This is a genomic window from Ruegeria sp. G2, assembly GCF_056533505.1.
The window spans coordinates 274,360-297,514 of sequence record NZ_JBQFON010000003.1 but is presented as its reverse complement, the minus strand read 5'-3'; the positions used below and the strand labels follow the sequence as shown (position 1 = coordinate 297,514).

The window sequence follows — 23,155 nt, the reverse complement described above, 5'->3', positions numbered from 1 at the left end:
TGATAAACGAAGTGACTGCACGCGACCGGATCAGCCTACTAGTTGAATGACGCCTCACTGGGTGGCGAATGCGATTAATAGTCCGGCGATCTGGGTTCAAACATCAATCCAACATATGCGGCACTGGATCTGCGCTGCCACCGGGTTGGAAAACAATTCGAACCAGCTTCAATCAGATTAGTAGAACAACATAGCCTGTCACCTTGTAGGTGCCTGCGCCGCCCACATGCCGGGCCAGTGAGCTTGCTTCAACTAAGGGTTCAGACGAAACCGTGACATCTGCGAACAAATCTGCATCGCCCACCTCGAAATACTGTCGAGTGATCGTGCGCTTGACGTATTCGTCATTTTCTTCCAGCCACAATCCGATCCAGGATGAGCGCGCAGAACAGGATCGCCAATCCAGCCAAAATTCCTTGTCCTGCGGCGGCATATTGAAGTGCCTCCAGCACGTCCTCGCCCAAGCCTTTTGCACCGATCAGCGAGGCGACGACCACCATCGCCAGAGACATCAGGATAGTCTGATTCACACCCGCCATGATAGTCTTGTGCGCCAGGGGCAGATCTACCCTCCATAGCAGATACCGGGGCGTCGCTCCGAAGGCCAAGGCGGCCTCCCGCACGGTTTCGGGGACTTGCTGCAGGCCAAGAACGGTAAAACGGATCACCGGGGGGCTGCCAAAGATCATTGTAGCGACCACGCCCGCTGGCTTGCCTGATCCGATAAAGGCCACGACCGGGATCAAGTAGACGAAGGACGGCATCGACTGCATGAAATCCAAAATCGGTCGCACGATTGCAAACGCCCGCGGGCGGCGCGCACAATAGATGCCCAGCGGGATACCTAGCGTGATCGAGATCAGCGCCGCCGCGCCCAGCAGGGCAATCGTGGTCATCGCTTTTTCCCAGAAATCTAATAGGCCCAGATAGGCCAGCGCTGCACCGGTGAAGATTGCCACGCGCGGTCCGGCAGAGAGATAGGCCAGCATGATAATCACCAGTGCCACGACCGGCCATGGCGTATCGACCAGTACTACCTCAATCCAGTCCAGCAGGGTGCGCATCCCAAAGGTCAGCCCATCGAAGAAGCCGCGCCCGGCGGTTTTGGTCCATTCAAACACTGCTTGTACGCCATCGCCGACGTTTAAACGCCAGTCCCGGTTGGTTGGGAAAGTTTTGAGTACCGCTAGCGCATCGGGTTGCGCAAACTTGATCATCGACAAGATTACTACCACGGCAGTCAGCGCCGTCGCGACGACTACTCGAGGCAGCGACCAGCCATGCGCCACGCTTGGGTCCGAACGCCAGCGCGCGAACTGCCCTTCAAGCGTCCAGTTGGCCAACGAGGCGGCCAGGAACTTAAACGCCAGCAGAAGGACGATCCCGATAACCAGATAGGTGAATCCTGTCGAATCCGCCGAACGTGCGGCCTCCTGCGCGCCTGCCAAAGCACCCTCAAGCGATTCCGCGGCGCGCTTCAATGACTCCAAAGTGGTTGAACCGGATTGCTCTGCCGCTGCAATTTGCTGGCGGCGCAGCTCCAGTGTCTGCCCAATCTGTTCCGCGCGTTCCCGAAACTCACGGCCCAGATCACCGAACAAGCCCAGACCGATTTGGATATAGGCAAGCGTTTCCAGCACCAAAAACCCAAGGAACCATGACCACAGCCCCCGCGCCCCGAACCATATCGGACCCCAAATTGCAGCAGCTTTGTTAAGCGTAAAGCGGTAGCCGGGCGCCTGCATCATGTAGGCAAAGGTCTTTTGGTAATAGGACTGCCCCTGCCCCACGAAATCTCCGATCAAGCCATTCAGGCGGTCGGCGGTTTTCGGTTGGATCTGTTGTGTATCAACATGTTTCATAGCGGTCCCCTTAGGCTTGACTGTCCTGAATCGCGCGGATCAGACCCGCTCGGTTGATAACACCCACGGTCTTGCCATCCTGAGTGACGGCTACAACTCCATGACCATCAACGCAGAGGTTCATCAGATCGGACAAATCCATGTCCGGATGCGCCTCTTTGGCATCTTCGGGCACTTCGCCGTGATGCGCCTCGAACTCTTCGACCGGTTTCATCACCGCATGGGCGAAGATCATGTTGAGTTTGGAGATACCCGCCACAAAGTCGGCCACATACTCATCGGCAGGGTTGAGGATGATCTCTTCCGGCGTACCGATCTGCACAATGCGCCCATCCTTCATGATCGCGATACGATGGCCGATGCGGATCGCTTCATCTAAATCGTGGGTGATGAACATCGTGGTTTTGTTCAGCTTGTGGCTGAGGTCCATGAACTGGTCCTGCAACTGTTTTCGGATCAGCGGGTCGAGAGCCGAGAACGGCTCGTCCATCAGCAATATCTCGGGGTCGGCGGCGATGGCACGGGCCAGACCCACACGTTGCTGCATACCGCCCGACAGCTCATGAGCGTATTTGTCTTCCCAACCGTTGAGCTCGACCAGTTCCAGCACCCGGTCCGCTTCTTCCCAGCGGCGCGCCTTGCCGGTGCCTCGGATTTCCAGCGGCATCGCTACGTTGTCGCGGACAGTTCGGTGGGGCATCAGGCCGAAGTTCTGGAACACCATCGCGACGCGCCGGTTGCGCAAGTCGCGCAGGCCCTCATCATTCAGGCCCATCACGTCCTCGCCATCCAGATAGATATGGCCGTCCGTGGGCTCCAGCAGACGGTTCACATGGCGCACAAGGGTCGACTTGCCCGAACCCGACAAGCCCATGACGCAGAACAACTCACCCCGCTCGATTTCGAAACTTGCATCGGCGACGCCAACAACGCAGTTGAAGCGCTCCAGCACTTCGGCCTTGCTCAGCCCCTCGCTGTGGATGGCTTGCAACGCTTCCTGCGACCGCGCACCAAAAACCTTCCAAACGCCTTTTGCGTCGATTGCAATATCCGCTGTCATACTGACCCCACCGCAGTTGAATGAATCGAGCAACGCCCCCGAAATCATCGGGGGCGCACAGGTTTTAGTTGGTGGTCAGACCAAGCCAGCTGTCGACGGCATCGCCATTGGCGGCGATCCACTCGGCCACGACCTCGTCTGTGTCGCGCCCTTTGACCACGACCTCGTAAGTCAGGCCGCTTAGCTCACCGGCATCCATGTCGATATTGGCCAAAAAGGACGCCGCTGCAGGATTGCGCTGCTCAAGCGATTTGGAATGGGCGACGGTCACGGTCTTGACCGGTTCACCGGTGCTGATATGGGACTTGTTGAACCAATCCGCGTCCTGATCGGGCTGCACCATCTTGTATGTGGTCGCATCATGTTCAGGTTCTTCCAGAATTGTCACATCATACAAAGCATGCACGTAATGCGGCGCATAGCAGTAGAAGGCCGCACCCTTCTGTTGGTCAACCTGATCCTTCAAGCGCGAATAGAACACGGTTTCATCCTCGGTCGTTGGTGTCAGGAAGGTCTCGATCCCATAGTCCCGCACCCGCACTTTAAATGTGTTGGTTGAAGCCCAGCCCGAAGCACCAACCCAAACCTCACCCATGCCGTCACCATCCGAGTCGAAGAGCTCTTGCGCCATTGGGGTGGCCAGATCGTAGATTGAACGGATGTTGTGATCCTCAACCATATAATTCGGCACGCAGATGCCGGCGCGCCCCTCGTAGCTGCCAGAAGACAGCGCGACAGTGCCCTTCTGATCGACATACTCGTCGGTGAACGAAGACTGGTTCGGCAGCCAGACATCCGGGTGCACGTCGATATCGCCACGCCCGCCATCCATCGCTGCAAAGATCACCGCATTGGCGCCAGGCGCATAGCCAACTTCGCCGCCTAGACGTGTTTCGATAACCTGACCAATGACGCGGCTCATAATCTTGGCACCGGGCCAGCTGGGTTCACCGACCATCACTTTGTCCTGTGCGATCGCGGTTGTCGCGCCCAAAGTCAGGGTCAATGCTGCCGTTAGCATTCCTTTTTTCATATTATTTCTCCCGTTTCGTTGAGTTGCATGCGCCATCAGGCGCGCGCCCGCTTGCGTTGCGGGTCTATGAATGGAATGTCCGAGACCGTCGCGCACAGGCGTTTCATCCGTCCGTCGAGCTGTCCGATCTCCAATTGAATGCCGTTTTCCACCTGCTCGACCGACAATCGGGCCATCGCAATCGCATGCTCCAGCATCGGTGAACGTATAGCCGAGGTCACCACACCCACCTGCCGTTCTCCCGCGTAGACCGGGGCACCGTGGGCTGGCACGTCATCGCAACCGATCAGCAGCCCTTTGAGCACCCGGCGAGGGTCGCGTGCGTTGCGTTGCAGAGCCGACTTGCCGGTGAAGTCAGACTTGGTCAGATCGACCGCAAAGCCCAATCCAGCCTCGAACGCATCGACGCCCGGTGCGAATTCGGCGTTTGCGGCGGCCAGACCTGCCTCAATCCGGATGATGTCTAGTGCGGCTGAACCCATTGGGGTGATCCCGAATTCTTCGCCGGCTGCCATTACCGCATCCCAGATCGCGACGGCATCGGATTTTGAGCAGAAAACTTCATACCCTAATTCGCCGGTATAGCCCGATCGCGACAGCATGAACGGCGCACCTTCGCGATCGTTCAGCCGTGCGACGGTGACACCGAACCATTTTAGATGATCCAGGCTGGGTACATGCGGTTGGGTAAAAGCGATCTTGCGTAGCAAGTCGCGCGATTTCGGCCCTTGAATAGCCAGGTTTGGCATCGTTCCGCGCAATGCGTGGACCCGCACTTGCAAGCCGCGCGCGTCTGCCAGTTCCTGCAACACCCGCCCGCTTTCCTCGGACCCGCAGCACCAACGGAAAATTTCGGGTGCCAGACGGAACAGGGTGCCATCGTCAATGACCGATCCACTTTCGTCGCACATCAGCGTGTAAGATCCACGCCAAACCGGCAGTTTCGCCACGTTTCGAGTGGTGGCCAGTTGCAGCAGCGCTTCGGCATCCGGGCCGACGATGTCGAATTTGCGCAGACCGCTCATGTCCTGCACTGTCACAGCTTCGCGGCAGGCCCAATATTCACCCAAAGTACCATGGGCCGGGTAACTGACCGGTGCCCATAGATCACGCGCTGGCGCAAAATGCTGGGTCAGCGGGGCCAGACGGTCATGAAAAGCGGACTCCTGGCTGATCGACATGAGGGCGTCTTCCTTTTCGCGATAGGCAACCGCACGGCGGATCGGTGTTTCAGGGCGATAGATACGTACATGCACATCCGTCGGGTTCCAGCCGTTGATCGGATCAATATCGTCTGGACAGGCGGTCGAGGTGCAGACGAGATCCTCCAACGCTCGCATGGCAACATAATCACCAGGGCGTGAACGGGATTCTTCAGTCAGGATATGATGCGAAGCCGGGTCAACCCACGTGCTCCAGAAGAAGTTGATTGCGGGCCAAGCGGTCCGCTTTTTGACACCGTAGGGCACCAGAGCATTGGTCATGTTGTCGGAACAGTTTAGATGGCTGGGAAAGCCTCTCTCTTCGTAACCGCGAGCGGTGCACGCCAGACCGAATGTATCGTGTTGACCACAAGTGTCCTGAACCACATTCAGCAACGGGCGCATATCGCGATCAAAGAATTTATCCAGCAAACCGGGACCGGGAAAAGCCCGTCTAACCATGGACCGAGTGGCAGTGGAGTCGATCATCCATTCCTCGCCACGGTCCAGGCCATCAGCCCGCAACGCCATGAAATCGGAACATTGCTGACCTTCAACATCGATGATTTGAACGAATTCGCCAGCTTTAAGCTCGTACGCCATGGCGCTGCCGCGAGCGATGGTGAATTCGTCTCGTGTATCCCCCAGCAAAGGCGGCAATTGCACATCACGTTTGGCTGCGGGTTTGTGCAGAACCGTCACATTTCCGGCGCCTGAGCCTTCGATTAGCCCGGCAACTCCGACGGGTCGGATCAACCAGACCGTCATCGTCTGACTGGCACGTATAATCACTGGCTCGGATGACTGATCAAATCTGCAACAGGGAACCCGCTGATCCCCATCCCGCGCTGCTATCCAGCCCGAGAACTGGGCACTGTCAAAACCGTCCCATTCAACCAACCCGGTTTGGCTCAGCCCAAGCGCCGCAAGCATCGGCTGCCCACCCTCTGCCAAAGCAGCAAGATCCAATGGCTGCATTGAACCAGCCCCTTCTACTGACAGCAAATCTCCGGGGTTGATCGACAGCTTCATCGCCTCGCGCGGACACAGGACATGCTGTCGTGTGTCGGGGGCATCTTGGAAGCCCGGGAACCGGCGACCGGGGCCGTCGTACCCCGTGTTAGTAAAAGTATGTAAAACCGTAGACCCGTGCATGGCGCAGCCAGATTCCCAAAATGTAACTAGTTACAAAGCTTGATGAAACCAGTTACATATGTCAACTCTTTACTTGGAAATTGGCAAGACGGGCCCTAAAATCAGTGACGCAGAAAACCCCCGAGCCTAAAAAACGCTCAAATCTCAGAGATGTAGCAAAAGCAGCAGGCGTGTCCGTTGCAACGGTGTCCAGGGTGCTTAATGAACCGACCGTGGTGAAGAAGGAAACGCTCGAAAAAGTTCAGACCGCGATTGCCGAGCTAAAATTCGTTCCTAGCGCGGCTGCCAGGGCAATCAATTCTGGCCGCACCCGCTTTGTTGGGGCTTTGGTCCCTACGCTGGACAATGCGATCTTTGCCCGATTCCTTGCTGCTCTGGAGCGTAAGCTATCAGACCATCAGTTGTCTCTGATCGTTGCGACAACCGAGGCGAGCCTAGAGATTGAAGCCGAGAAAGCCAAAAGCCTGCTGGATATCGGGGCAGAAGGACTGATCATCACTGGCATTACCCACAGCCCGGCGTTTCACGAACTGATCGAACGGGCGTCGTTGCCAACGATCGTCACGTCTTTCTTTAATCCGGAAAACCCGCTGCCGACCATCGGGTATGATAACGCGGCTGCGGCGCAACTTGCCCTAAAACACCTTGTTGAACTCGGACACCGAGACATTGCGGTCGTGCATGGCCCCGTTAACGACAATGACCGTACCCAAGCGCGCCTAACCGGCCTCAAAGCCTTTCCCTTCGACGGAAAGCTCTCAACCTTCGAGACCGAGATCAGCCATCAGGGCGGCGCAGACGCTGCAAAACACTTGGGCAATCTAAGCACCAGGCCAACGGCAATTCTATGTCTATCCGATGTCGTCGCCCTGGGGGTTTTGCTTGGTCTTCAGGCGCAAAATATCATCGTCCCGGACCAAATTTCCATGGTCGGGGTTGACGATCTTCCAACTTCGTCTGTGACCGTTCCGCCACTGACAAGCGTACATTTACCGGTTTCTCAGATGGGTGAACGCGCAGCGGATGCGCTTGCCAACTGGATCACATCTCATCAGGCGCCCGAATCCGAAGAGCTGTTTACACAACTCGTTGTTCGGAACTCTACAAAACGTTGTTGAGGCAAGTGGGCCAGACCAGACATTGGCCGACCCGTTCGGTATCGGGCTTCAGTGTCCCGAAAGCAACTGTTGAAAGGATGCAATTACTGCCGGGACGTACGCAACTAAATGCGCTCCTTGTTGTCTTTCTGATCTGCCATTTTACCCGCGTTTGTGGCCGCCCATTCATGCATGGCCTGTAACAATGGGATCAGACTTTGCCCCAATGAGGTCAGACTGTATTCCACATGTGGAGGGATAGTCCGAAAGTCCTTGCGGGACACAAAGCCAGCGTCCTGTAGCTCGCCAAGTTGTCGGGTAAGCGTGCGGTGGGTGATGCTTCCGAGGTTGCGCTGAAGCTGATTAAACCGAGAGGTTTCCTGCGCCAGCCAATAGATGATCAAGAGTTTCCACTTGCCCGAGATCGCCTCTATCAGTGGCTCAATCAGACAGTTTTCATCTGGTTCGAGCGTTGCCATAGCGGTATCCTATATGACCGTACTTGTCGCTTTGATCTTGTATTTTTAACTACGCCTCAGACTTACGGAACGCAACGAGGAAGAAGATGACTCAGAAGAAAGTCGTGATTGTCGGCGGTGGATATGTTGGCTTTGAGGTCGCCAAAGCACTGGATGGATACGCTGATGTCACGCTGATCGAGCAGCGCGAAGCCTTTGTGCAGCCGCCAGCGACCATTCGTGCACTTTTGCAGCCCGAATTGTTGGATCAGATCATTCTGCCCTATGATCGTTTACTGATGCACGGACGCGTCATTCGCGGTCGGGCCTCAAAGGTTACACAATCCGAAATTACGTTAGAAGACGGAACCATCTATCCCGCCGATTACATCGTCCTGGCGACAGGTTCGTCCTATGCCGCGCCTTTCAAGCCCGAAGGGAACAGCATTAAGGATTTTCGCGAGGCGAGTGCTGAGGTTAGTTTGCAATTGGCGTCAGCAAAATCGGTTGTCATCGTCGGAGCAGGTGCGGTCGGCACCGAGTTGGCAGGGGAAATCGCCGCAGCTCAACCCGACAAGGACATCACATTGGTTTCTTCAGATAACACTTTGTTTCCAATGTACCCGGCAAAGTTGGGCGCGCAGTTGAAACGCAAGCTGGAACGCGCAGGCGTGAACATCGTTCTGGGCCAAAGAGCGGAAAACTTGCTACACCTGGACAGACCCTATGCCGGGTCGGTCAAGTTGACCGATGGCCGGGTGATTAGTGCTGATCTGGTGTTTCCTGTGATCGGATCCAGACCGAATACGGCTTTGGCGCAATCGCTTTCCGGGGTCGCCACGGCACCTTCTGGCCGGATTCGAACCGACAAATGGTTACGCCCTTCCGAGCACCCTAACGTCTTCATCGCAGGGGACATTGCCGATATCGGTGACGGCATGACCATTGTGGCAATATCCCGACAGAATCCGTGGCTGATCAAAACCTTGAAACAAGCACTGAAAGGCCAGGCGATCGAGGATCTAAAGCCATATGTGCCATGGAAAAAAGCCCCGATCTTACTGCCCCTTGGTCCCAAAATCGGGAACAGCTGGCTATTTGCGACTGTTGGCGATTGGGTCACGCGCCAGATGAAGGGAAAAGACCTTTTTATTTCGAAGTATCGCAAGGCGTTCTGGCGATAGGATCGGCTGAATGCCCCACAATTCACCTCCCGACAAGAGACCGCCAGGAAATAAACTAATGACACGTGTCGACCTTCCGAAATTTCCAACCAGCCACGGGTATATGAGTGAGCGCGTTCAGCAGGCATATATCACAGCTGCGATCGAAAATGGACTGCTGCCCGCTGAAGCCCACCGCATGGCAGAGGTTGTTTCGCTAACTGCACCGGGCGACACCTCAAAGCCGATTCAGTTCTGGCAGCTATTCTCTGTCTTGGGACAAGATGCAATTGTTGGCGTAGTCACCAGATTCTATGAACGCGTGTTTGCCGATGAGCCTTGGTTCACATCCGTCTTCGAAAGGGTTGGGGGATTGCACCATCATGTTGCGACCCAGGCCTCCATGTGGATCGATGTCATGGGGGGTGGCGCCTATTACCACGGCGCTGAGTTCCGGTTGAACTTTCATCACGCGCATAATGCTATGGCTCTGATGAATGACAAGGGGGCAGAAAGATGGACCACCCTGATGCGACAGACGTTAGATGCCTCTGCGGACCTGCTCACAGACGATCCACGCGTGCGGATCAGCCTCAACACGTTCCTGTCATACTTCATGACAAAATACGCCGAAGAATTCGCTTTCCACGATCGGCACATTTTTGGTGAAACGAACGGACAGCTAAAGCGCCGGATAAACTTCCTGAGAATGACGACCGCCGCAATCGAAAACTTGAGCACGCAAGAGCTAAGCGACGCGCTGGTTGAGCACGGCGTGGACGTGTCCCGATATCCGGACAAACAGGCGCTTGTTGAAAAAGCGTTGATGATGTGACACCTGCAATCCAATCCAGACACCATATCACCCAGCCGAAACAGCTGGCAGCATAACAATCACTTATGTTGAAGCTGCCAGACCGGTTCCGATGATTGTCCCTTGTGCCGTGCAGAAACCGCGCCGCTTGGCAAGAGCCGCTATTTAGCTTGGCTTGAAATTTGATCCGGAAGAAAACATGCGCTCCGAACCAAACAGGCTACAGGTCAGGTCATTTTCTTTAGTATCCACGCACAGGGTTCACGATATTGACCAATCTCTCGCCGCGTATCCAGCGATCCAGGTTCTGAATAAACAGCTCAAAAGAAGCCTGTTCCCATTCGGTATAAACCGATGAGCAATGCGGTGAGATGACCACGTTCTCAAGAGCCCAGAGCGGGCTTGTTTCGGGAAGAGGCTCGGTTTCGAACACGTCCAGTACCGCCGCCGCCACATGACCTGCACTCAGTGCTACGTGAAGGACAGCTTGATCCACTACACCGCCGCGTGAAACATCCGCGAGGATGACGCCTTGCTTCATCGCCGCAATCTCTCGCGCACCGACCAAGCCACGTGTCGCTGGAATTAGTGGGGTCGAGACTGCAATGAAATCCGCAAATGGCAGAAGGTCATGCAGTTCATCCGCTGCGTGCACCTCATCGACATTTTTCATCGGCTTGGGGCGCGCGCGGGTTCCCAAGACTTTCATTCCAAAGGCCTTGGCGCGCGCCGCCACCGCCTGACCGGTATGACCCAGCCCGATGATCAGGAGTGTTTTGCCCGCCAACGGCCTGACCGTACGCGCGTTCCAGTGCCGCGCAGCCTTGTCTTTCTGCAGACCAGGCACATCCAGGGTAAAATGCAAAAACCCGCCAAAGATATATTCCGCCATCATCCCAGCGGCCACACCCGCAGCATTGGTCACGATAGTCCTTTGAGGGTCCCACTGGCCGTAATGATCAGTACCCGCCCCACCATTGGCAATCCAACTTGGGCCTTGCGGGCCAAACAGCGCGTCGCGCGGATAGCCAGGCGTGCCCGCGAAACGAACCGAATAGACGACCTCGGGCTTATAGCTGTCGATCAGCGTAGGAAGACCCTCATAGCTGTTGCATTCACGATAATCTGCTTTTGGGAATGCGGCGCACAAGCTTTCGGCAAGCGGTTCCGTGTCGCTGTTGTGCAGAATGATACGCGGGGTGTCAGACATGGTTTTCCTCCACGAGAGCACGGACATGCTGTTCCATTTCACTAAAATTGGTCTCAGGCCGCATCAACCGCCCTAGCATCTTTCGCGGTGCCGCGAGTGGCAAAGGCACAATCCACAGTGACTCGCCCTGCCATCGCACCTGTTGCAGCGGCTACCATGCGAACCGTGTCGATCAGCAGCGCTACGCCCAAGTTGAGAGCACCTCGCAGCATGTCCTAGCATGCGAGCGAGAGCTCAGCGACCCGGTCAAAACTCATAGCCGCTCTCTTTCCAAAAGCTGACCGAAACCCGGCAAGGCTTCGCCGATTCCAGCAAGCTGCATCGCACGGAAAGCCATTGCTTGATTAGACGTGATTACTGGTTTGCCCACTGCTTGCTCTAAATGGGCGATGATCTCGACGCTGCGCATGTCAGTGCAAGACAGCACAATCGCATCGGCCTCGGGATGGTTGGCGGCAAGGCCCAAATCGAACACTGCCTGCGGGTCCAGTTCGCCCTGTCCGTAGTTGTCCAAATCACTGTCCACCTCTGAGCGGATCAAGGTTTCAACACCCATTTGTGCCAGAAATTCGACGGCCATGTCATTGATCGTGGGCACATAGGGCGAGGCAAAGCCGATACGCCCCACCCCCAGTGTGGTCAGCGCGTGTACCAAAGCGCCTGCCGCCGTCACAGTTTGGGCACCACTCGTGGCTTTGATCCGTTCAGAAAGCCCTCGGTCAAATACCGGGCCGTGCGTAAGCGTAGCCGAGGTACAACCATAAAGGATCACATCCGGACGTACACCCTGCAACAGATGCAGCGACTCGTCCAAATCCGCTGCGCCCAGCCCGTGCATCTGGTCTGCATCGGGGACCATGTCCTGATCATAGCCCCCCATACGGGCGAAATGCATCGACACGCCATCGGGGCGCAACAGTGTCATGTCGGGTTCGAGATTTGTATTGGTGAAAGGCACCAGAACACCAAATCGGGCACGCCCACGAGAATTCGTCATGATAATCCCTCCTTTACCAGGCGCTCCAGAAGGCTCGCAGCAACGTCGATTTGATCCGCGACACCGATGGTTACACGTAGGCAATCGGCAAGCCCAGCTCCGGCTTGCGGGCGCAAAAACACGCCCTCTGCCCGAAGGGCATGATCGGCGTGGTGCGCCGCTTCAGGGCTTTCCATATGGATCAGGACGAAATTGGTAAAACTTTCAGGCACATTTAGCCCGGCCTGAAGCAGCCGTTGGCGCAATCCGTCGCGCAATCTCGCCGTTTCCCGACAGGTTTCGCGCATATATCCTTGATCCAAGAGCGCAGCTGTTGCAGCAGCCTGGCCGGCAATCGTGATGTTGTTGGGGTTCATCACCTTGCGAAGCTCTCGGGCGATTTCAAGTGGAAACAAGCCCCAACCTACGCGCATCCCGGCCAAACCATACGCCTTAGAGAAGGTACGCAGAACCACCGTATCGCCGCGTTCGACCAGATCGAACACGGGCTCTCTTATATGATCTGTGAACTCGCCATATGCTTCGTCGACCACCAGTAGGGTATCGCGCGGCAAGCCTTCGCGCAGACGTACCAGTTCGGCGCGCGGGATGCGGGAGCCGGTAGGATTGCCGGGATTGGCAACGAAAACGATACGGGTGTCGTCCCGGATAGCTGCAAGCAACGCATCGACTGAAACGCGCTTGTCTTCTTCCGGAGCGTCGTCATAGCGCGCTCGTGCTATCTGCGCGGCAGTTCGGAAAAACGGGTAGGCATGCGCCGGGGCCAGTACCGAATTGTGCTCATCCGCAAACGCTTGTGTGATGCATGAAATCAGCTCCATCGAGCCACAGCCACACAGGATGCCATCGGCAGGGATACCATGAAGCCTCGCCAACGCGGCGCGAAGCTCCCCCCAGTCCGGGTCGGGGTAGAGATGTCCGGCTTCCAGCGCTTTTTCGGCCGCGTCAATCGCGAGGGGACTGGGAGGGCGTAGGCTTTCATTTTGAGAGAGCGAAATCAGGGGCTTCCCCTTCGGTGCATCAAGCTGAGCCAGCGCATAAGGTGACATCGCGGATATATGCCCAACCGAGCGGATCATGGTTTGTACCCATAGATATCGCGCGCAGCTTCTTGACTGATCAGTCCTTCGTCCAGATCGCGGCGAACGTCGTTCCGACTACGCTCATGCGGATCTCCAAAACCGCCACCACCCGGAGTTTCGAAAAGCAAGGTTTCTCCTGCCTTCACCCGAACCTCTCCTTTTCCAGGCAGATCTGGTCCGTCATGGCCGATGCGGATGCGCCCCGGTGCGCCAGGACCCCCTCCCTGACGCCCGCGCGCAGGGTTTAAGACACGCTCGACCGAAAGAAACACCATGAATTCTTCGTCCTGCGACGAGCGTACTTCGATATGTTGACCTAAGCCGCCGCGTGTTCGCCCGGGTCCGCCGCTGTCCGGAATGAGCTCGCGCCGTGTGATCAGGACAGGCGCGACCGCTTCGGTCGTTTCCACCTGACTTCCCCAGACACCCGACGGAAAGGCGGTAGCCGAGAGCCCATCCAGATCAGGCCGCGCCCCGGTTCCACCGCTGAATACAAGCTCCAGCGCAAACTGCTCATCCCCACGAGACACCGCCTCGGGCGCATGGCGTAGCGGCAGGTCATACATGCATGATGCCCCCTCGGCCGGGACAGAATCCGGCAGCGCCTGCGACAGGCAGCCATAGATCAAATCGGGTGTCATCTGCCCCAGTGTATGGCGCATGGCGACCGGTGCGGGTGCTTGGGCGTTCAGAATACAGTTCTTTGGCCCCGTAACGTGGAATGGCTCAAGCGAGCCCGCATTGTTGGGAATGTCCGGCCCGATAATACAGCGAAGGGCAAACACCGAATATGCGGTGGCGTAATTGAGCGGCACGTTGATACCCTTTTTTGACAGGCCGGAAGTGCCGCTGAAATCCAGATTAACGTAATCTTTGCCGATGGTCAGGGTCGCATGAAGATCAATCTCCTGCTCATACCCGTCTACCTTCAGCACAGTGTGCCACGTCCCCTCGGGAAGCTGGGCAATGGCCTCAACGGTGCCACGATATGAAGTATCGATGATGTAGTCGGCTAGTTCGTCCAGATGGTCGATACCGAACTCATCCATCATGCCGGCAAGTCGCGCGGCACCAGTCTCGCAACACGCGATCAGCGCATAGATATCGCCTTCATTGGCGACGGGTTCGCGAGAGTTGGCTTTGACTATCTCCATCAGAAGTGTGTTTAGATTGCCCGTATCCACTAGCTTACAAGGAGGAATGAGCAGCCCCTCGTCAAAGATGTCAGCGCCCTCTGGCCCCATGCCCAGCCCGCCTAGATCGACTAAATGCGAGGTGCAGGAGGTAAACCCGACCACCTGATCCCGAAAAAACACCGGCATCATCAGCAGGAAATCGTTCAGGTGCCCAGAAGCTATCCATGGATCATTCGTTAAGTAAATGTCGCCGGGTCTCATATCCTGAAGCTGAAAGCGGCTACGCAGTGTTTTGACTGCTTCAGCCATGGTGTTGATATGGCCAGGCGTGCCGGTCACGGCCTGGGCCAGCATTCGGCCCTGCAGATCGAATATGCCAGCGGAAATATCACCACATTCGCGCACGATGGGGCTGAAAGCTGCGCGTATCAGCGCCTGACCCTGTTCCTCTACCACGGCCAATAGCCGATTCCACATGACCTGCAGGCGAGTATTCGCGGTGCTCATCGGTTGCCCTCCCGTTTGCGTATGAGCCAAATGTTGCTGCCGCCATCCAAATGGGCTGAGAAATCCGCGCTGACGAATGTCGTGGTCTGCGGCTCAATGATCAGGGCAGGCCCGCTCACTTGGTCGCCGGGCCTGAGCGCTGCGCGCTCGTGGATATCGGCCTCGCGCCACTCACCGGTGACATCACACAGGATGCGCCGCTGTCCATCTGGCCGCGCAGGCTTTTTCTCAAGCGTCTCAGGATAATGTTCCAGCGCGGACGGCTCTGATGTTACTTCCAGCGCCCAATTCAGAACCTCGATAGTCATGCCCGGCACTGCGCGGCTGAATTGGCGGCTGTATTCCTCCTCGAACGTCTGGCGAAGCGCAGGAATATCCGCCTCTTTCAAAGCCCGGTCAGGTAGCGTGATTTCAATCTCATGCCCTTGCCCATGATAGCGCATGAAAGCCTGCCTTTGCCGGGTTAGTCGCCCTTCTGGTGCGCCAGCCCTCACAACGGCCTCAGCCTCACTGATCATTGCATCGAAGAAGGCATTAAGCCCCTCAAGGTCGAGCGCCTCAAGGGTGCTATAGCGCGAGCGGATGATTTCAAACGAGACCGGAGCAAATAGGAACCCCACCGCCGAACCTACCCCTGGATCACGCGGGACCAGAATGCGATCGACTTGTGCACGCCGCGCCACCCTTGTGGCGTGCAGGGGGCCATTGCCACCAAAAGCGATCATCAACCGAGCGCCCAGATCCTTGCCAGATTCCACCGCATGCATCCGCCCTGCGGCAGCCATGTTCTCATCCACGATCTCGCTGACCCCATGGGCGACCTGTGCGCTGTTTAGCTCCAGCGCCTGCCCGATCCCCGACGCAAGCGCAGTTTCAGCCGCGTCCGTATCGATCCCAAGCCGTCCCTCAGCAAAACGCCCGGGTTCAATCAGCCCCAGCACCACATCGGCATCTGTTACCGTCGGATTGGTTCCACCCTTGGCAAAGGCGGCGGGTCCGGGCTCGGATCCCGCACTTTCGGGCCCGACCTGCAAGCGGCCTAACCGATCCACATGCGCGATCGAACCGCCACCTGCTCCAATCTCGATCATTTCGATCACCGGAATACGTACAGGCATACCCGAACCCTTGATGAAACGCGCCGCACGCGCGATTTCGAATTTTCGGGCTGTCTGCGGGCGATATTGGTCGATCAGGCACAGCTTGGCAGTCGTACCGCCCATGTCGAAACTCAGCACTTCGCGCTCGCCGGTCTCGGCGGCGATGCGCGCAGCCAGAATGGCGCCCCCTGCAGGACCGGATTCTACAAGTCGGATCGGCAGGCGCGCGGCGGTTTGCATCGTGGTCATGCCCCCACCCGCAGTCATCATCAGGATCGGGCATCGCAACCCCTTATCGCTAAACCGCGCTTGGAAATCAGCCAGGTAGCTTTCCATCTGAGGCTGGATATATGCGTTGGCTATAGTAGTTGAGAGCCGGTCGAACTCGCGCGCCTCGGGGCTGACCTCATGCGATAGCGAAATCGTTAGATCGGGTAGCGCCGCCAGCAGAAGTTCTCGCAGCCGCAACTCATGTGTCGGGTTGGCATAGGCATGCATAAGGCAAATAGCCACGGCCTCGGCGCCGCAAGCAGAAAGCTCTTCAGCCAGTCGGGAAACAGCCTCTTCATCGAACGGCTGCAACTCTTGCCCGCGCGCGTCGATTCGGCCTTTAATCGTAAAAGCGTGCGCACGCGGCACGATCAGATCAGGTTTAACGAGATTGATCTCATATTGGTTGTAGCGGCGCTCATAGGCGATCTCGAGAATGTCACGAAACCCTTCGCTCGTCACAGTCGCCACAACTGCTCCACGGCGCTCGATCAACGCATTGGTGGCCAGTGTCGTGCCATGGATAAAGCCGCTGATCTGAGGCCAGTCCGCCCCGGTTTTGTCCAATACGTACTTAGCACCCGCAAGCGCCCCAAGTGTCGGGTTTTTCGGGGTGGTCGGTGTTTTGGCAGTGGCAAGGATATGACCCTGCTCATCGACCAAAACCGTATCGGTAAATGTACCGCCAATATCAACGGCAAGGCGCAACCCGTTCTTGTTGTGCATCTAGAAAAACCAGAAAATCAGGAGAGGCAAAAGAGATGAGGATGCCCGGTCCAGCAAAAAGCCAAATCGGTTCATTACCAGCGTCAGTTTAGACGACCAGATCACAGCCGGTTTCCCGACGTCCCAGTTTTGCAATCATGATTTGCGCCATGTTTGGCCGCGCTTGCTCTTTTCCATGCCCAAAACGCTGCCCGAGTACCGGACTGACGTCAACAAAAATGTGGACATGTCCCGCAAGCTTGCGGGTGCTGACAGACGAATTTGAACCAGTCTCAGCTAGGCCAGTAGAGCTGTCCTTTATTCGGCAAAAAGACCACGCCACTCGGCGAGAGCGGCGACGCGGGTCAGCTTGAAGGTGTCTCGGCTGGCTAGCAATCTTTCCTGGTTGAAGTGGTTGTAGACGGAGGAATGAACGGAGGCGAACTTCTGCCGATTTCGCATGCGCTTGAAACGTAGCATCGTGCGTTCACGCCGTCGGAAAGGAAGATGTGAATTCTCGACGCGGTTTTTGAGCCACCTGCCGGTCTGCTGTATTTCATTGGCGCCCAGCTCTCTGAGCGCGGCTGTGTAGGAGGTGAAGCGGTCCGTGACGACGTTTTCCGCTTTATCGTATTGCTTCATCAATTTCCTGAGGAGTTTAAGTGCTACAGCTTTGTTTCAGCGTTTGGTAACAACGGCTTCCAGCATCTCGCCTTCGTGATCAACGGCCTGCCAAAAATAATGCCGCTTGCCATTCACCTTCACAAGAACCTCATCCACGTGCCACTTCTATTTGGAGAAGGCGCGCAGTTGCTGAACACGCTTTCTTAGGATCTCGGAAGCAAACACCAGACCAAACCTGTTCCACCAATATCGGACAGTTTCGTGGCTCACGTCGACGCCTCGCTCGTGCAGCAGATCTTCAACAGTCCGAAGCGAGAGCGGGAAACGGATGTACAGCATCACGGCAAGGCGGATGATCTCGGGGCTGGTTTTGAAGTTCTTGAAGGAGGCAGGTTTGGTCATGGGCAAAAGTTACGCAACACCCCTACCCGCCTCAACTCAAGTTCTTCTGGCAAGACCCGGGCTAGTATGTGTCCTCAGCCTCCGCCTTCGGCAACATCAGGCTGACCTTTCCTTCGCTGAAGTTACTAAACGACAGATCCCAGCTCGTCCCTGGCCATACCAGTTGCAATTGCTTTGTTGCTGGTCGGTAGACAGCAGTATAGAGCGTCCCGAACCCCGAGCTGAATGCCGTGGAATAGAGAGGCGGACGCAGGAAAGCGTCGATAAACCGCTTTTCGCTTTCGGGGTGCTGGTTGAGACGGTTCAACAGGAACCGTTCCCGCTCGAGCGTAGCGGTAAAGCGTGCATGTTTCGACCATTCCACCTGGCCCTGGTGGTTGGTCGCCACCGGCACGTCAGAGATTTGCGGATGCCGGTCGGGGGCCAGAAACACCGTGCCATGATTGTACTTTGCGTCCAAAACGGTGACGTTATAGCTCATGTGGCAGGGAATACGACTTAGGCATTCAACCGCTTCAGCGGTTGTTTCGCAGGTTTGCAGAACATAGCGCAGGATCAGTGGAACGCCGAACCCCTCACCCACCTCGCGCCGTCCGCCAAATGTCAGCGACACCGTCAGACCGGCATCGTTTATCCCGTCGAGCAGGCCAAGTACGCCATCACTCATCCCGATCACGCCACGCTCACCCCAGCGGGTTCTAAGCAAGGCGGCATCGAAGGTCTTGGGGTGGTAATCATAGTTTCGCACCAGAATAGGTGTCTTGCCGCGCCAGACCGCCTGGCTGCACCCCGATAGGTATTTCGGCGGGCAGTAAAAACTGAGAAACCGCGCTTGGCTGTCGCTGCCGCCGACCAGTTCAACCACCTCTTCATACAGTGGCATGATCTCGGGCATATGCTGTTCCAGCGCGCGCAGACATTCGCGATAAGTGGGGCGGGCCGAATACCCCTCTTGCGCCCACCATTTGCGGTAAGCGGGCCAGTATTCGGCAAACAGCCCGGCCAGCTTAGGACCGGGCTGCGCCTCGTCGATGGAACGAAAAACAAGCGTCATAGGACTTTCTACATGATTTTGAACGCGGGGTCTTCCATCGGTTGCGCCGCGGGCAGAGGTTCAGCCGTATAAGCCGAAGTGATCCCATGGATCCACTTTTTCGACTTGTCTGTCAGTTTGAAACCTTTGGTCATCGACCGCCCGCGCGTCACCAGAATGCCCAGATCAGCCCCTTCATAGCGGTAATCGCCAACATTCGAGATGCGCAGGAAAAACGCCTCATTCTCGCCCACGGCGCGGCGGTGATAGTCGAACCGGTCAAACACCACACGCCCGTCTTCCAGCATCTTGTAGATCCCCGATTGCGGGGCCTGCGTGATGCGGTCGACACTGTCATCGGTATGTTTGATCACCATCTGTGACCAACTGTCGATCATGTCCGGGTCAGCCCAGCGGGCATTCAGTTCCTCGACATCCAGTTCGAACGGTTTCTTCGAAAACTCCAGCAGGTGGAACAGGAACAGTGGCGCATCGGCATGAGCAAAGGCTGCGTGGTTGGTCATCGAACTGGCGCCGGTGATGCGGGGATTTAATTCGCCTAACCAAAGCTCATCGTTTTTCTTGTCGATCAGGAAGTCAAGCTCGAAATACCCGCGATAACCGGATTTGCGCAATTCTTCTCCGAACTGGAAGGTCAACTGCCGCGCCTGTTCGCGGGCCTTGGGTGGGAAGGCGGTCGAGAAAATCTCATTCCCGCACCAGCCGCCGCGATAGGGGGTGAGTTCCTTGAAGCCCACAAGCTCGGTCATCAGCGGGCCGACGATGGTGCCTTCGGACGTCGCGCAGGCCTCGATCGCCGCACCACGACAATCGATCCGTTTCATGATCTTGATCTCGCCTTCCCCGACGATCTCGTGCTCATGCTTTTTGAAATCGGTCTCGGACTTGATGAAAAAAGTCGTGTGGCCACTGTCGCCAAAGGCCGATTGCAGCACCAGATCTTGGCCCAGGCCCGCCTTGTCGCAGATTTTCCGCAGGTGATCGTAGCTTTTGACCACACTCAGGGTGTTTGGCACCGAAGGTACACCCGCCTTATTACCGATGCGAACTGTTTCGATCTTGTTGTCGCATTTGGTGCGCAGCTTTGCCTTAGGAAACCATAGCTGGCCACCCAACTCCTTAACCAGCGCCTCGGTGGTTTCGTCAAACATCAAGAAGACAAACTTGGGCTTGCCGCCGCGCCGTTTGATCAGATCAATGACCTCTTTGTGCTGCAACAGATAGTTATTGATGTCTTCGATCGACTGGAATTCGTCATGCGGCATCTCGGAAGGTACGAACACGTTCGGATGTCGACCGTCAAAGCAATCCATGTAGCAGATATAGGTAAAGTTCATCACCCATTCATCCAGCCCCAACAAGTTAAAATTGGTCGCCGATACAAAATAGATCGGGTCCTTGTTGGTATGAAAATACCGGCGGATTTCCGAGATGTTTTTCAGCACCTTCTTTGGCATATGGTCCTCCCAGTCCCTTATGATTTCTTGATTGTTTTCAAAGCGTCTTCGGTAAATATGCGCAGGCCCAGATCGGCGCGGAATCCATGGATTTCCGAGACGTCCAGTTCCTGCATGAATTTTAGGATTTCGGGGCTGATCACTTGCCCCGGCACCAAAATCGGAAAGCCCGGCGGATAAGGGATCACGAAGGTGGCTGAGACCATTTCTTCCCCGGCCTCCAGCCGGTCCAGCATCTCTTTGTCCGGCTCCACATAATCGCAGTTGTCTTCGTCGTAAGACAGGAAAAAGGCAGTACGGATGTCCCCCGCCTCGGTACCTTTTTCGCAGCGGAAAGCATCATGGAACCGACTGAAATCCGGCAGCGGCGGGACGTGTTCGCTCAGGTTCCTGACGCGCTTCTCAAAGGCCCGTTTTTCCATCTTGGACGCATCGTCCATCAGATCGTCGAGTTCCTTGGCGATCTCGACCAGCACCTCGATCAGATAGGCGACCGAACTGCGCGTGGTACCAATATTGGTCATGAACAGCACGGTGTTGCGCGAGGTTTTGTTGATCTGGATGCCGTATTTGTCCATCAGGATCTTGGTCTTGAAGGTATCGCCATCCCAGCCGGTCGCGCCCACATGGAGCGTGATACGCGTGGCATCCAGAACGAACTCATCCTTTGCCCAGCAATCCCAGACATCGGCCCAGCCCTGATCCGGGTCGAAATAGCTGGTCATGCCGCTTTCGCGATATTGCTCGGGGATCATGTCGCCTGCGGTGACCAGCCGGAAGTATTTCTTGAGCAATGGATGCGTTGTAACCGCCCGGCGGATTGCCATGGCGCTTTCGACCTGCCGCTGGACGAACTCATACCCTTCGATCTCGACCTGCCTGCGGCCCACGTCCAGCGATGCAATGATCTGGTAGTTGGGCGAGGTCGAGGTGTGGGTCATATAAGCCTCATGAAAGGCTTCTTCGACAGCACCTTTGAACTGCTGGTCGTTGACGTGGATCATCGAGCCCTGCCGTAGCGCGGTCAGCGTTTTATGCGTTGATTGCGTGGCATAGACCCGCACCCGTGCGTCCGGTGGTGCGATCAGCCGCGTATCGAGCCACGCGTCATCTCCCTTGCCCTCCAGTTCCTTTTGCTGTGCCGCATAGGCCTCGGCGTGTTCGGTGGTGCGGAACTCTTCTCGCAGAATATTGGCCGAACGCATCGCGGTGCGTACGCGGGTATTGGGCGCAAAGCGGGCGTAACCAAACCACGCCTCATCCCACAGGAACACAAGGTCTTTCTTGATCGCCAGACATTCCTGCATCACCCGCTGGACGTTATAGACGATGCCGTCAAAGGTGCAGTTGGTCAGCAGCACCATGCGCACCCGGTCCAGTTTGCCTTCAGCGCGCAGGGCCAGCAGTTTATGTTTGATTTCACGGATCGGTACCGCACCGTACATCGAGTAATCGTGCAGCGGATAGCTGTCCATGTAGACCACGCTCGCCCCCGCCAGCACCATACCGTAATGGTGTGATTTATGGCAGTCACGGTCGACCAGCACGATGTCACCGGGCCGGACCAGCGCCTGCACCACGATCTTGTTGCAGGTCGATGTTCCGTTGGTGGCAAAGAAGGTCTGTTTAGAGCCAAACGCGCGAGCGGCGGCTTCTTGCGCCTCCTTTATCGGACCTTTGGGTTCCAGCAGCGAATCCAGCCCGCCCGAGGTGGCAGAAGTTTCAGCCATGAAGATGTTCGATCCGTAGAAAGCCCCCATGTCTTGAATCCAATGGCTGCGGCTGATGGATTTACCCCGGCTGATCGGCATTGCGTGAAACACGCCTGTGGGTTGTTTGGAGTATTCCTTGAGCGCTGTGAAGAAGGGCGTCTTGTACCTTCGTTGCACCCCCCGCAGGATGTTCAGGTGCAGTTCCAGAAAGTCTTCCTGATTGTAGAACACCCGCCGGCACAGGCCGAGATCAAGACCGGCGATATCTTCCGCCGAGCGGTCAGTGATCAAATAGGCATCCAACTCGGGACGAAGCATGCCGATCCGGCGGCAGGTTTCTGGTCCGTATTCCGAGGGCGACAGCGCATCTAGATCGGCGCCCTCGCCATAGAGGCTGATATAGCGGCCCAAAACATTGGTTTCGTTCTTGGATTTCAGGCTCAGGCCCGGGCGGACGATCACAGCCTGAACGTTCTGATTGAACAGAACCCCGATCAATGCGTCCTCGACACTAGGAACCACAACGGTTTCATATATGAACTGGTCTTCGCTGCGGCGCATCCGTTGCAAGCTGGTTTGCAGGAAGCGTTCCTGATGTTCGTTGACGTTGTCGACGATCATCACTTCGAAATAGGGCCGCCCCAGCGCGCGCGCCTCGTGGCTTTGGGCCGCTTCGTCCTCGAACTCATCGCCTTCGGTTTCATCCGCGATCAGGGGGATCGAGCGGCGACGATACGCCCCCGATGTAAGCGCACGCGACACCCGGCGCACGGCGGTTGAAAAATCGCCAAAGTTGCCATGATCCAACAACCGGCGCAGATAATCGAATGCAGAACCGCCCGGAAACGCAAAATACACTTCGATCGGGGCCAGCGCCTGCAACAATTGCCGTGCCCGGTCCCGATCTTTTTCGCTACCGCCCTGATCCAGAGATTCGGCCGTTTCCCGCAGCGCGCTCCATCGGTCTGCTCTCAGCTGTGAGGCGCTGTAGTAGTCCGAGATAGTGTGGAGCTTTTCGCTATCGGAAATGCCGTGCATGAAATTTTTCCTTTCTG

Annotated in this window: 18 protein-coding genes and 1 pseudogene; 3 read left to right on the top strand and 16 right to left on the bottom strand. The window is 56.6% G+C overall.

Features of this window, described 5'->3' with window-relative positions:
* Window positions 1-172: 172 nt before the first annotated feature.
* From ACR0DU_RS08485 to ACR0DU_RS08465, 5 genes are all read right to left on the bottom strand, one after another.
* Window positions 173-364 (bottom strand): hypothetical protein, encoded by a 192-nt coding sequence (locus ACR0DU_RS08485; protein WP_480873623.1) that lies wholly within the window; start codon window positions 362-364, stop codon window positions 173-175.
* The gene (locus ACR0DU_RS08480) at window positions 345-1,862 is read right to left on the bottom strand and encodes an ABC transporter permease (RefSeq protein WP_480873622.1); all 1,518 of its coding nucleotides are present in this window, start codon (window positions 1,860-1,862) and stop codon (window positions 345-347) included. The genes ACR0DU_RS08485 and ACR0DU_RS08480 overlap by 20 nt, the downstream gene beginning before the upstream one ends.
* 10 nt (window positions 1,863-1,872) lie before the next feature.
* The gene (locus ACR0DU_RS08475; protein ID WP_480873621.1) at window positions 1,873-2,922 is read right to left on the bottom strand and encodes a quaternary amine ABC transporter ATP-binding protein; all 1,050 of its coding nucleotides are present in this window, start codon (window positions 2,920-2,922) and stop codon (window positions 1,873-1,875) included.
* A gap of 64 nt (window positions 2,923-2,986) precedes the next feature.
* Window positions 2,987-3,955 (bottom strand): ABC transporter substrate-binding protein, encoded by a 969-nt coding sequence (locus tag ACR0DU_RS08470; protein ID WP_480873619.1) that lies wholly within the window; start codon window positions 3,953-3,955, stop codon window positions 2,987-2,989.
* Between the two features lie 35 nt (window positions 3,956-3,990).
* Window positions 3,991-6,312 carry a DUF1989 domain-containing protein gene (locus ACR0DU_RS08465; RefSeq protein WP_480873617.1) on the bottom strand — a complete coding sequence of 774 codons (2,322 nt, stop codon included), beginning with the start codon at window positions 6,310-6,312 and terminating at the stop codon, window positions 3,991-3,993.
* 104 nt (window positions 6,313-6,416) lie between these two features.
* Between ACR0DU_RS08465 and ACR0DU_RS08460 the strand changes: the two genes are divergently transcribed.
* On the top strand, window positions 6,417-7,430 hold the full coding sequence (locus tag ACR0DU_RS08460) for a LacI family DNA-binding transcriptional regulator (RefSeq protein WP_170781923.1): 1,014 nt from the start codon (window positions 6,417-6,419) through the stop codon (window positions 7,428-7,430).
* A 104-nt stretch (window positions 7,431-7,534) separates the two neighbouring features.
* On the opposite strand, the gene ACR0DU_RS08455 is transcribed toward ACR0DU_RS08460, so the two are convergent.
* A complete protein-coding gene (locus ACR0DU_RS08455) occupies window positions 7,535-7,888 on the bottom strand; it encodes a winged helix-turn-helix transcriptional regulator (protein WP_170781924.1) in 354 nt (117 codons plus the stop codon).
* A gap of 41 nt (window positions 7,889-7,929) precedes the next feature.
* Here ACR0DU_RS08455 and ACR0DU_RS08450 point away from each other — a divergent pair, with 41 nt between their 5' ends.
* On the top strand, window positions 7,930-9,051 hold the full coding sequence (locus tag ACR0DU_RS08450) for an NAD(P)/FAD-dependent oxidoreductase (RefSeq protein WP_480873779.1): 1,122 nt from the start codon (window positions 7,930-7,932) through the stop codon (window positions 9,049-9,051).
* 58 nt (window positions 9,052-9,109) lie between these two features.
* Entirely contained in the window at window positions 9,110-9,865 is a 756-nt protein-coding gene (locus ACR0DU_RS08445) for a globin domain-containing protein (protein WP_170781926.1), read from the top strand.
* Window positions 9,866-10,085: 220 nt separating this feature from the next.
* Here ACR0DU_RS08445 and ACR0DU_RS08440 read toward each other — a convergent pair whose 3' ends face one another.
* The 10 genes and pseudogenes from ACR0DU_RS08440 to ACR0DU_RS08395 all read right to left on the bottom strand — a co-directional run bounded on the left by ACR0DU_RS08440 (window position 10,086) and on the right by ACR0DU_RS08395 (window position 23,138).
* On the bottom strand, window positions 10,086-11,054 hold the full coding sequence (locus ACR0DU_RS08440; protein ID WP_480873614.1) for a D-2-hydroxyacid dehydrogenase: 969 nt from the start codon (window positions 11,052-11,054) through the stop codon (window positions 10,086-10,088).
* Between the two features lie 53 nt (window positions 11,055-11,107).
* Window positions 11,108-11,266, bottom strand: a complete 159-nt coding sequence (locus ACR0DU_RS08435) for a hypothetical protein (protein WP_480873612.1) — start codon at window positions 11,264-11,266, stop codon at window positions 11,108-11,110.
* 41 nt (window positions 11,267-11,307) lie between these two features.
* Window positions 11,308-12,051, bottom strand: coding sequence for a maleate cis-trans isomerase family protein (locus ACR0DU_RS08430; protein WP_480873611.1), 744 nt, complete (start codon window positions 12,049-12,051; stop codon window positions 11,308-11,310).
* A complete protein-coding gene (locus ACR0DU_RS08425) occupies window positions 12,048-13,130 on the bottom strand; it encodes a pyridoxal phosphate-dependent aminotransferase (protein WP_480873609.1) in 1,083 nt (360 codons plus the stop codon). The genes ACR0DU_RS08430 and ACR0DU_RS08425 overlap by 4 nt, the downstream gene beginning before the upstream one ends.
* Window positions 13,127-14,776: a hydantoinase B/oxoprolinase family protein gene (locus ACR0DU_RS08420; protein WP_480873607.1), complete on the bottom strand. Its 1,650-nt coding sequence runs from the start codon at window positions 14,774-14,776 to the stop codon at window positions 13,127-13,129. The genes ACR0DU_RS08425 and ACR0DU_RS08420 overlap by 4 nt, the downstream gene beginning before the upstream one ends.
* Window positions 14,773-16,872: a hydantoinase/oxoprolinase family protein gene (locus ACR0DU_RS08415; protein ID WP_480873605.1), complete on the bottom strand. Its 2,100-nt coding sequence runs from the start codon at window positions 16,870-16,872 to the stop codon at window positions 14,773-14,775. The genes ACR0DU_RS08420 and ACR0DU_RS08415 overlap by 4 nt, the downstream gene beginning before the upstream one ends.
* A 297-nt stretch (window positions 16,873-17,169) precedes the next feature.
* Window positions 17,170-17,877: pseudogene (locus ACR0DU_RS08410) on the bottom strand (IS6 family transposase).
* 61 nt (window positions 17,878-17,938) lie between these two features.
* Window positions 17,939-18,931, bottom strand: coding sequence for a C45 family autoproteolytic acyltransferase/hydrolase (locus tag ACR0DU_RS08405; RefSeq protein ID WP_170780547.1), 993 nt, complete (start codon window positions 18,929-18,931; stop codon window positions 17,939-17,941).
* A gap of 8 nt (window positions 18,932-18,939) precedes the next feature.
* A complete protein-coding gene (locus tag ACR0DU_RS08400; protein WP_480873603.1) occupies window positions 18,940-20,388 on the bottom strand; it encodes a biotin carboxylase in 1,449 nt (482 codons plus the stop codon).
* Between the two features lie 17 nt (window positions 20,389-20,405).
* Window positions 20,406-23,138, bottom strand: coding sequence for an aminotransferase class I/II-fold pyridoxal phosphate-dependent enzyme (locus ACR0DU_RS08395; RefSeq protein WP_480873601.1), 2,733 nt, complete (start codon window positions 23,136-23,138; stop codon window positions 20,406-20,408).
* Window positions 23,139-23,155 lie beyond the last annotated feature (17 nt).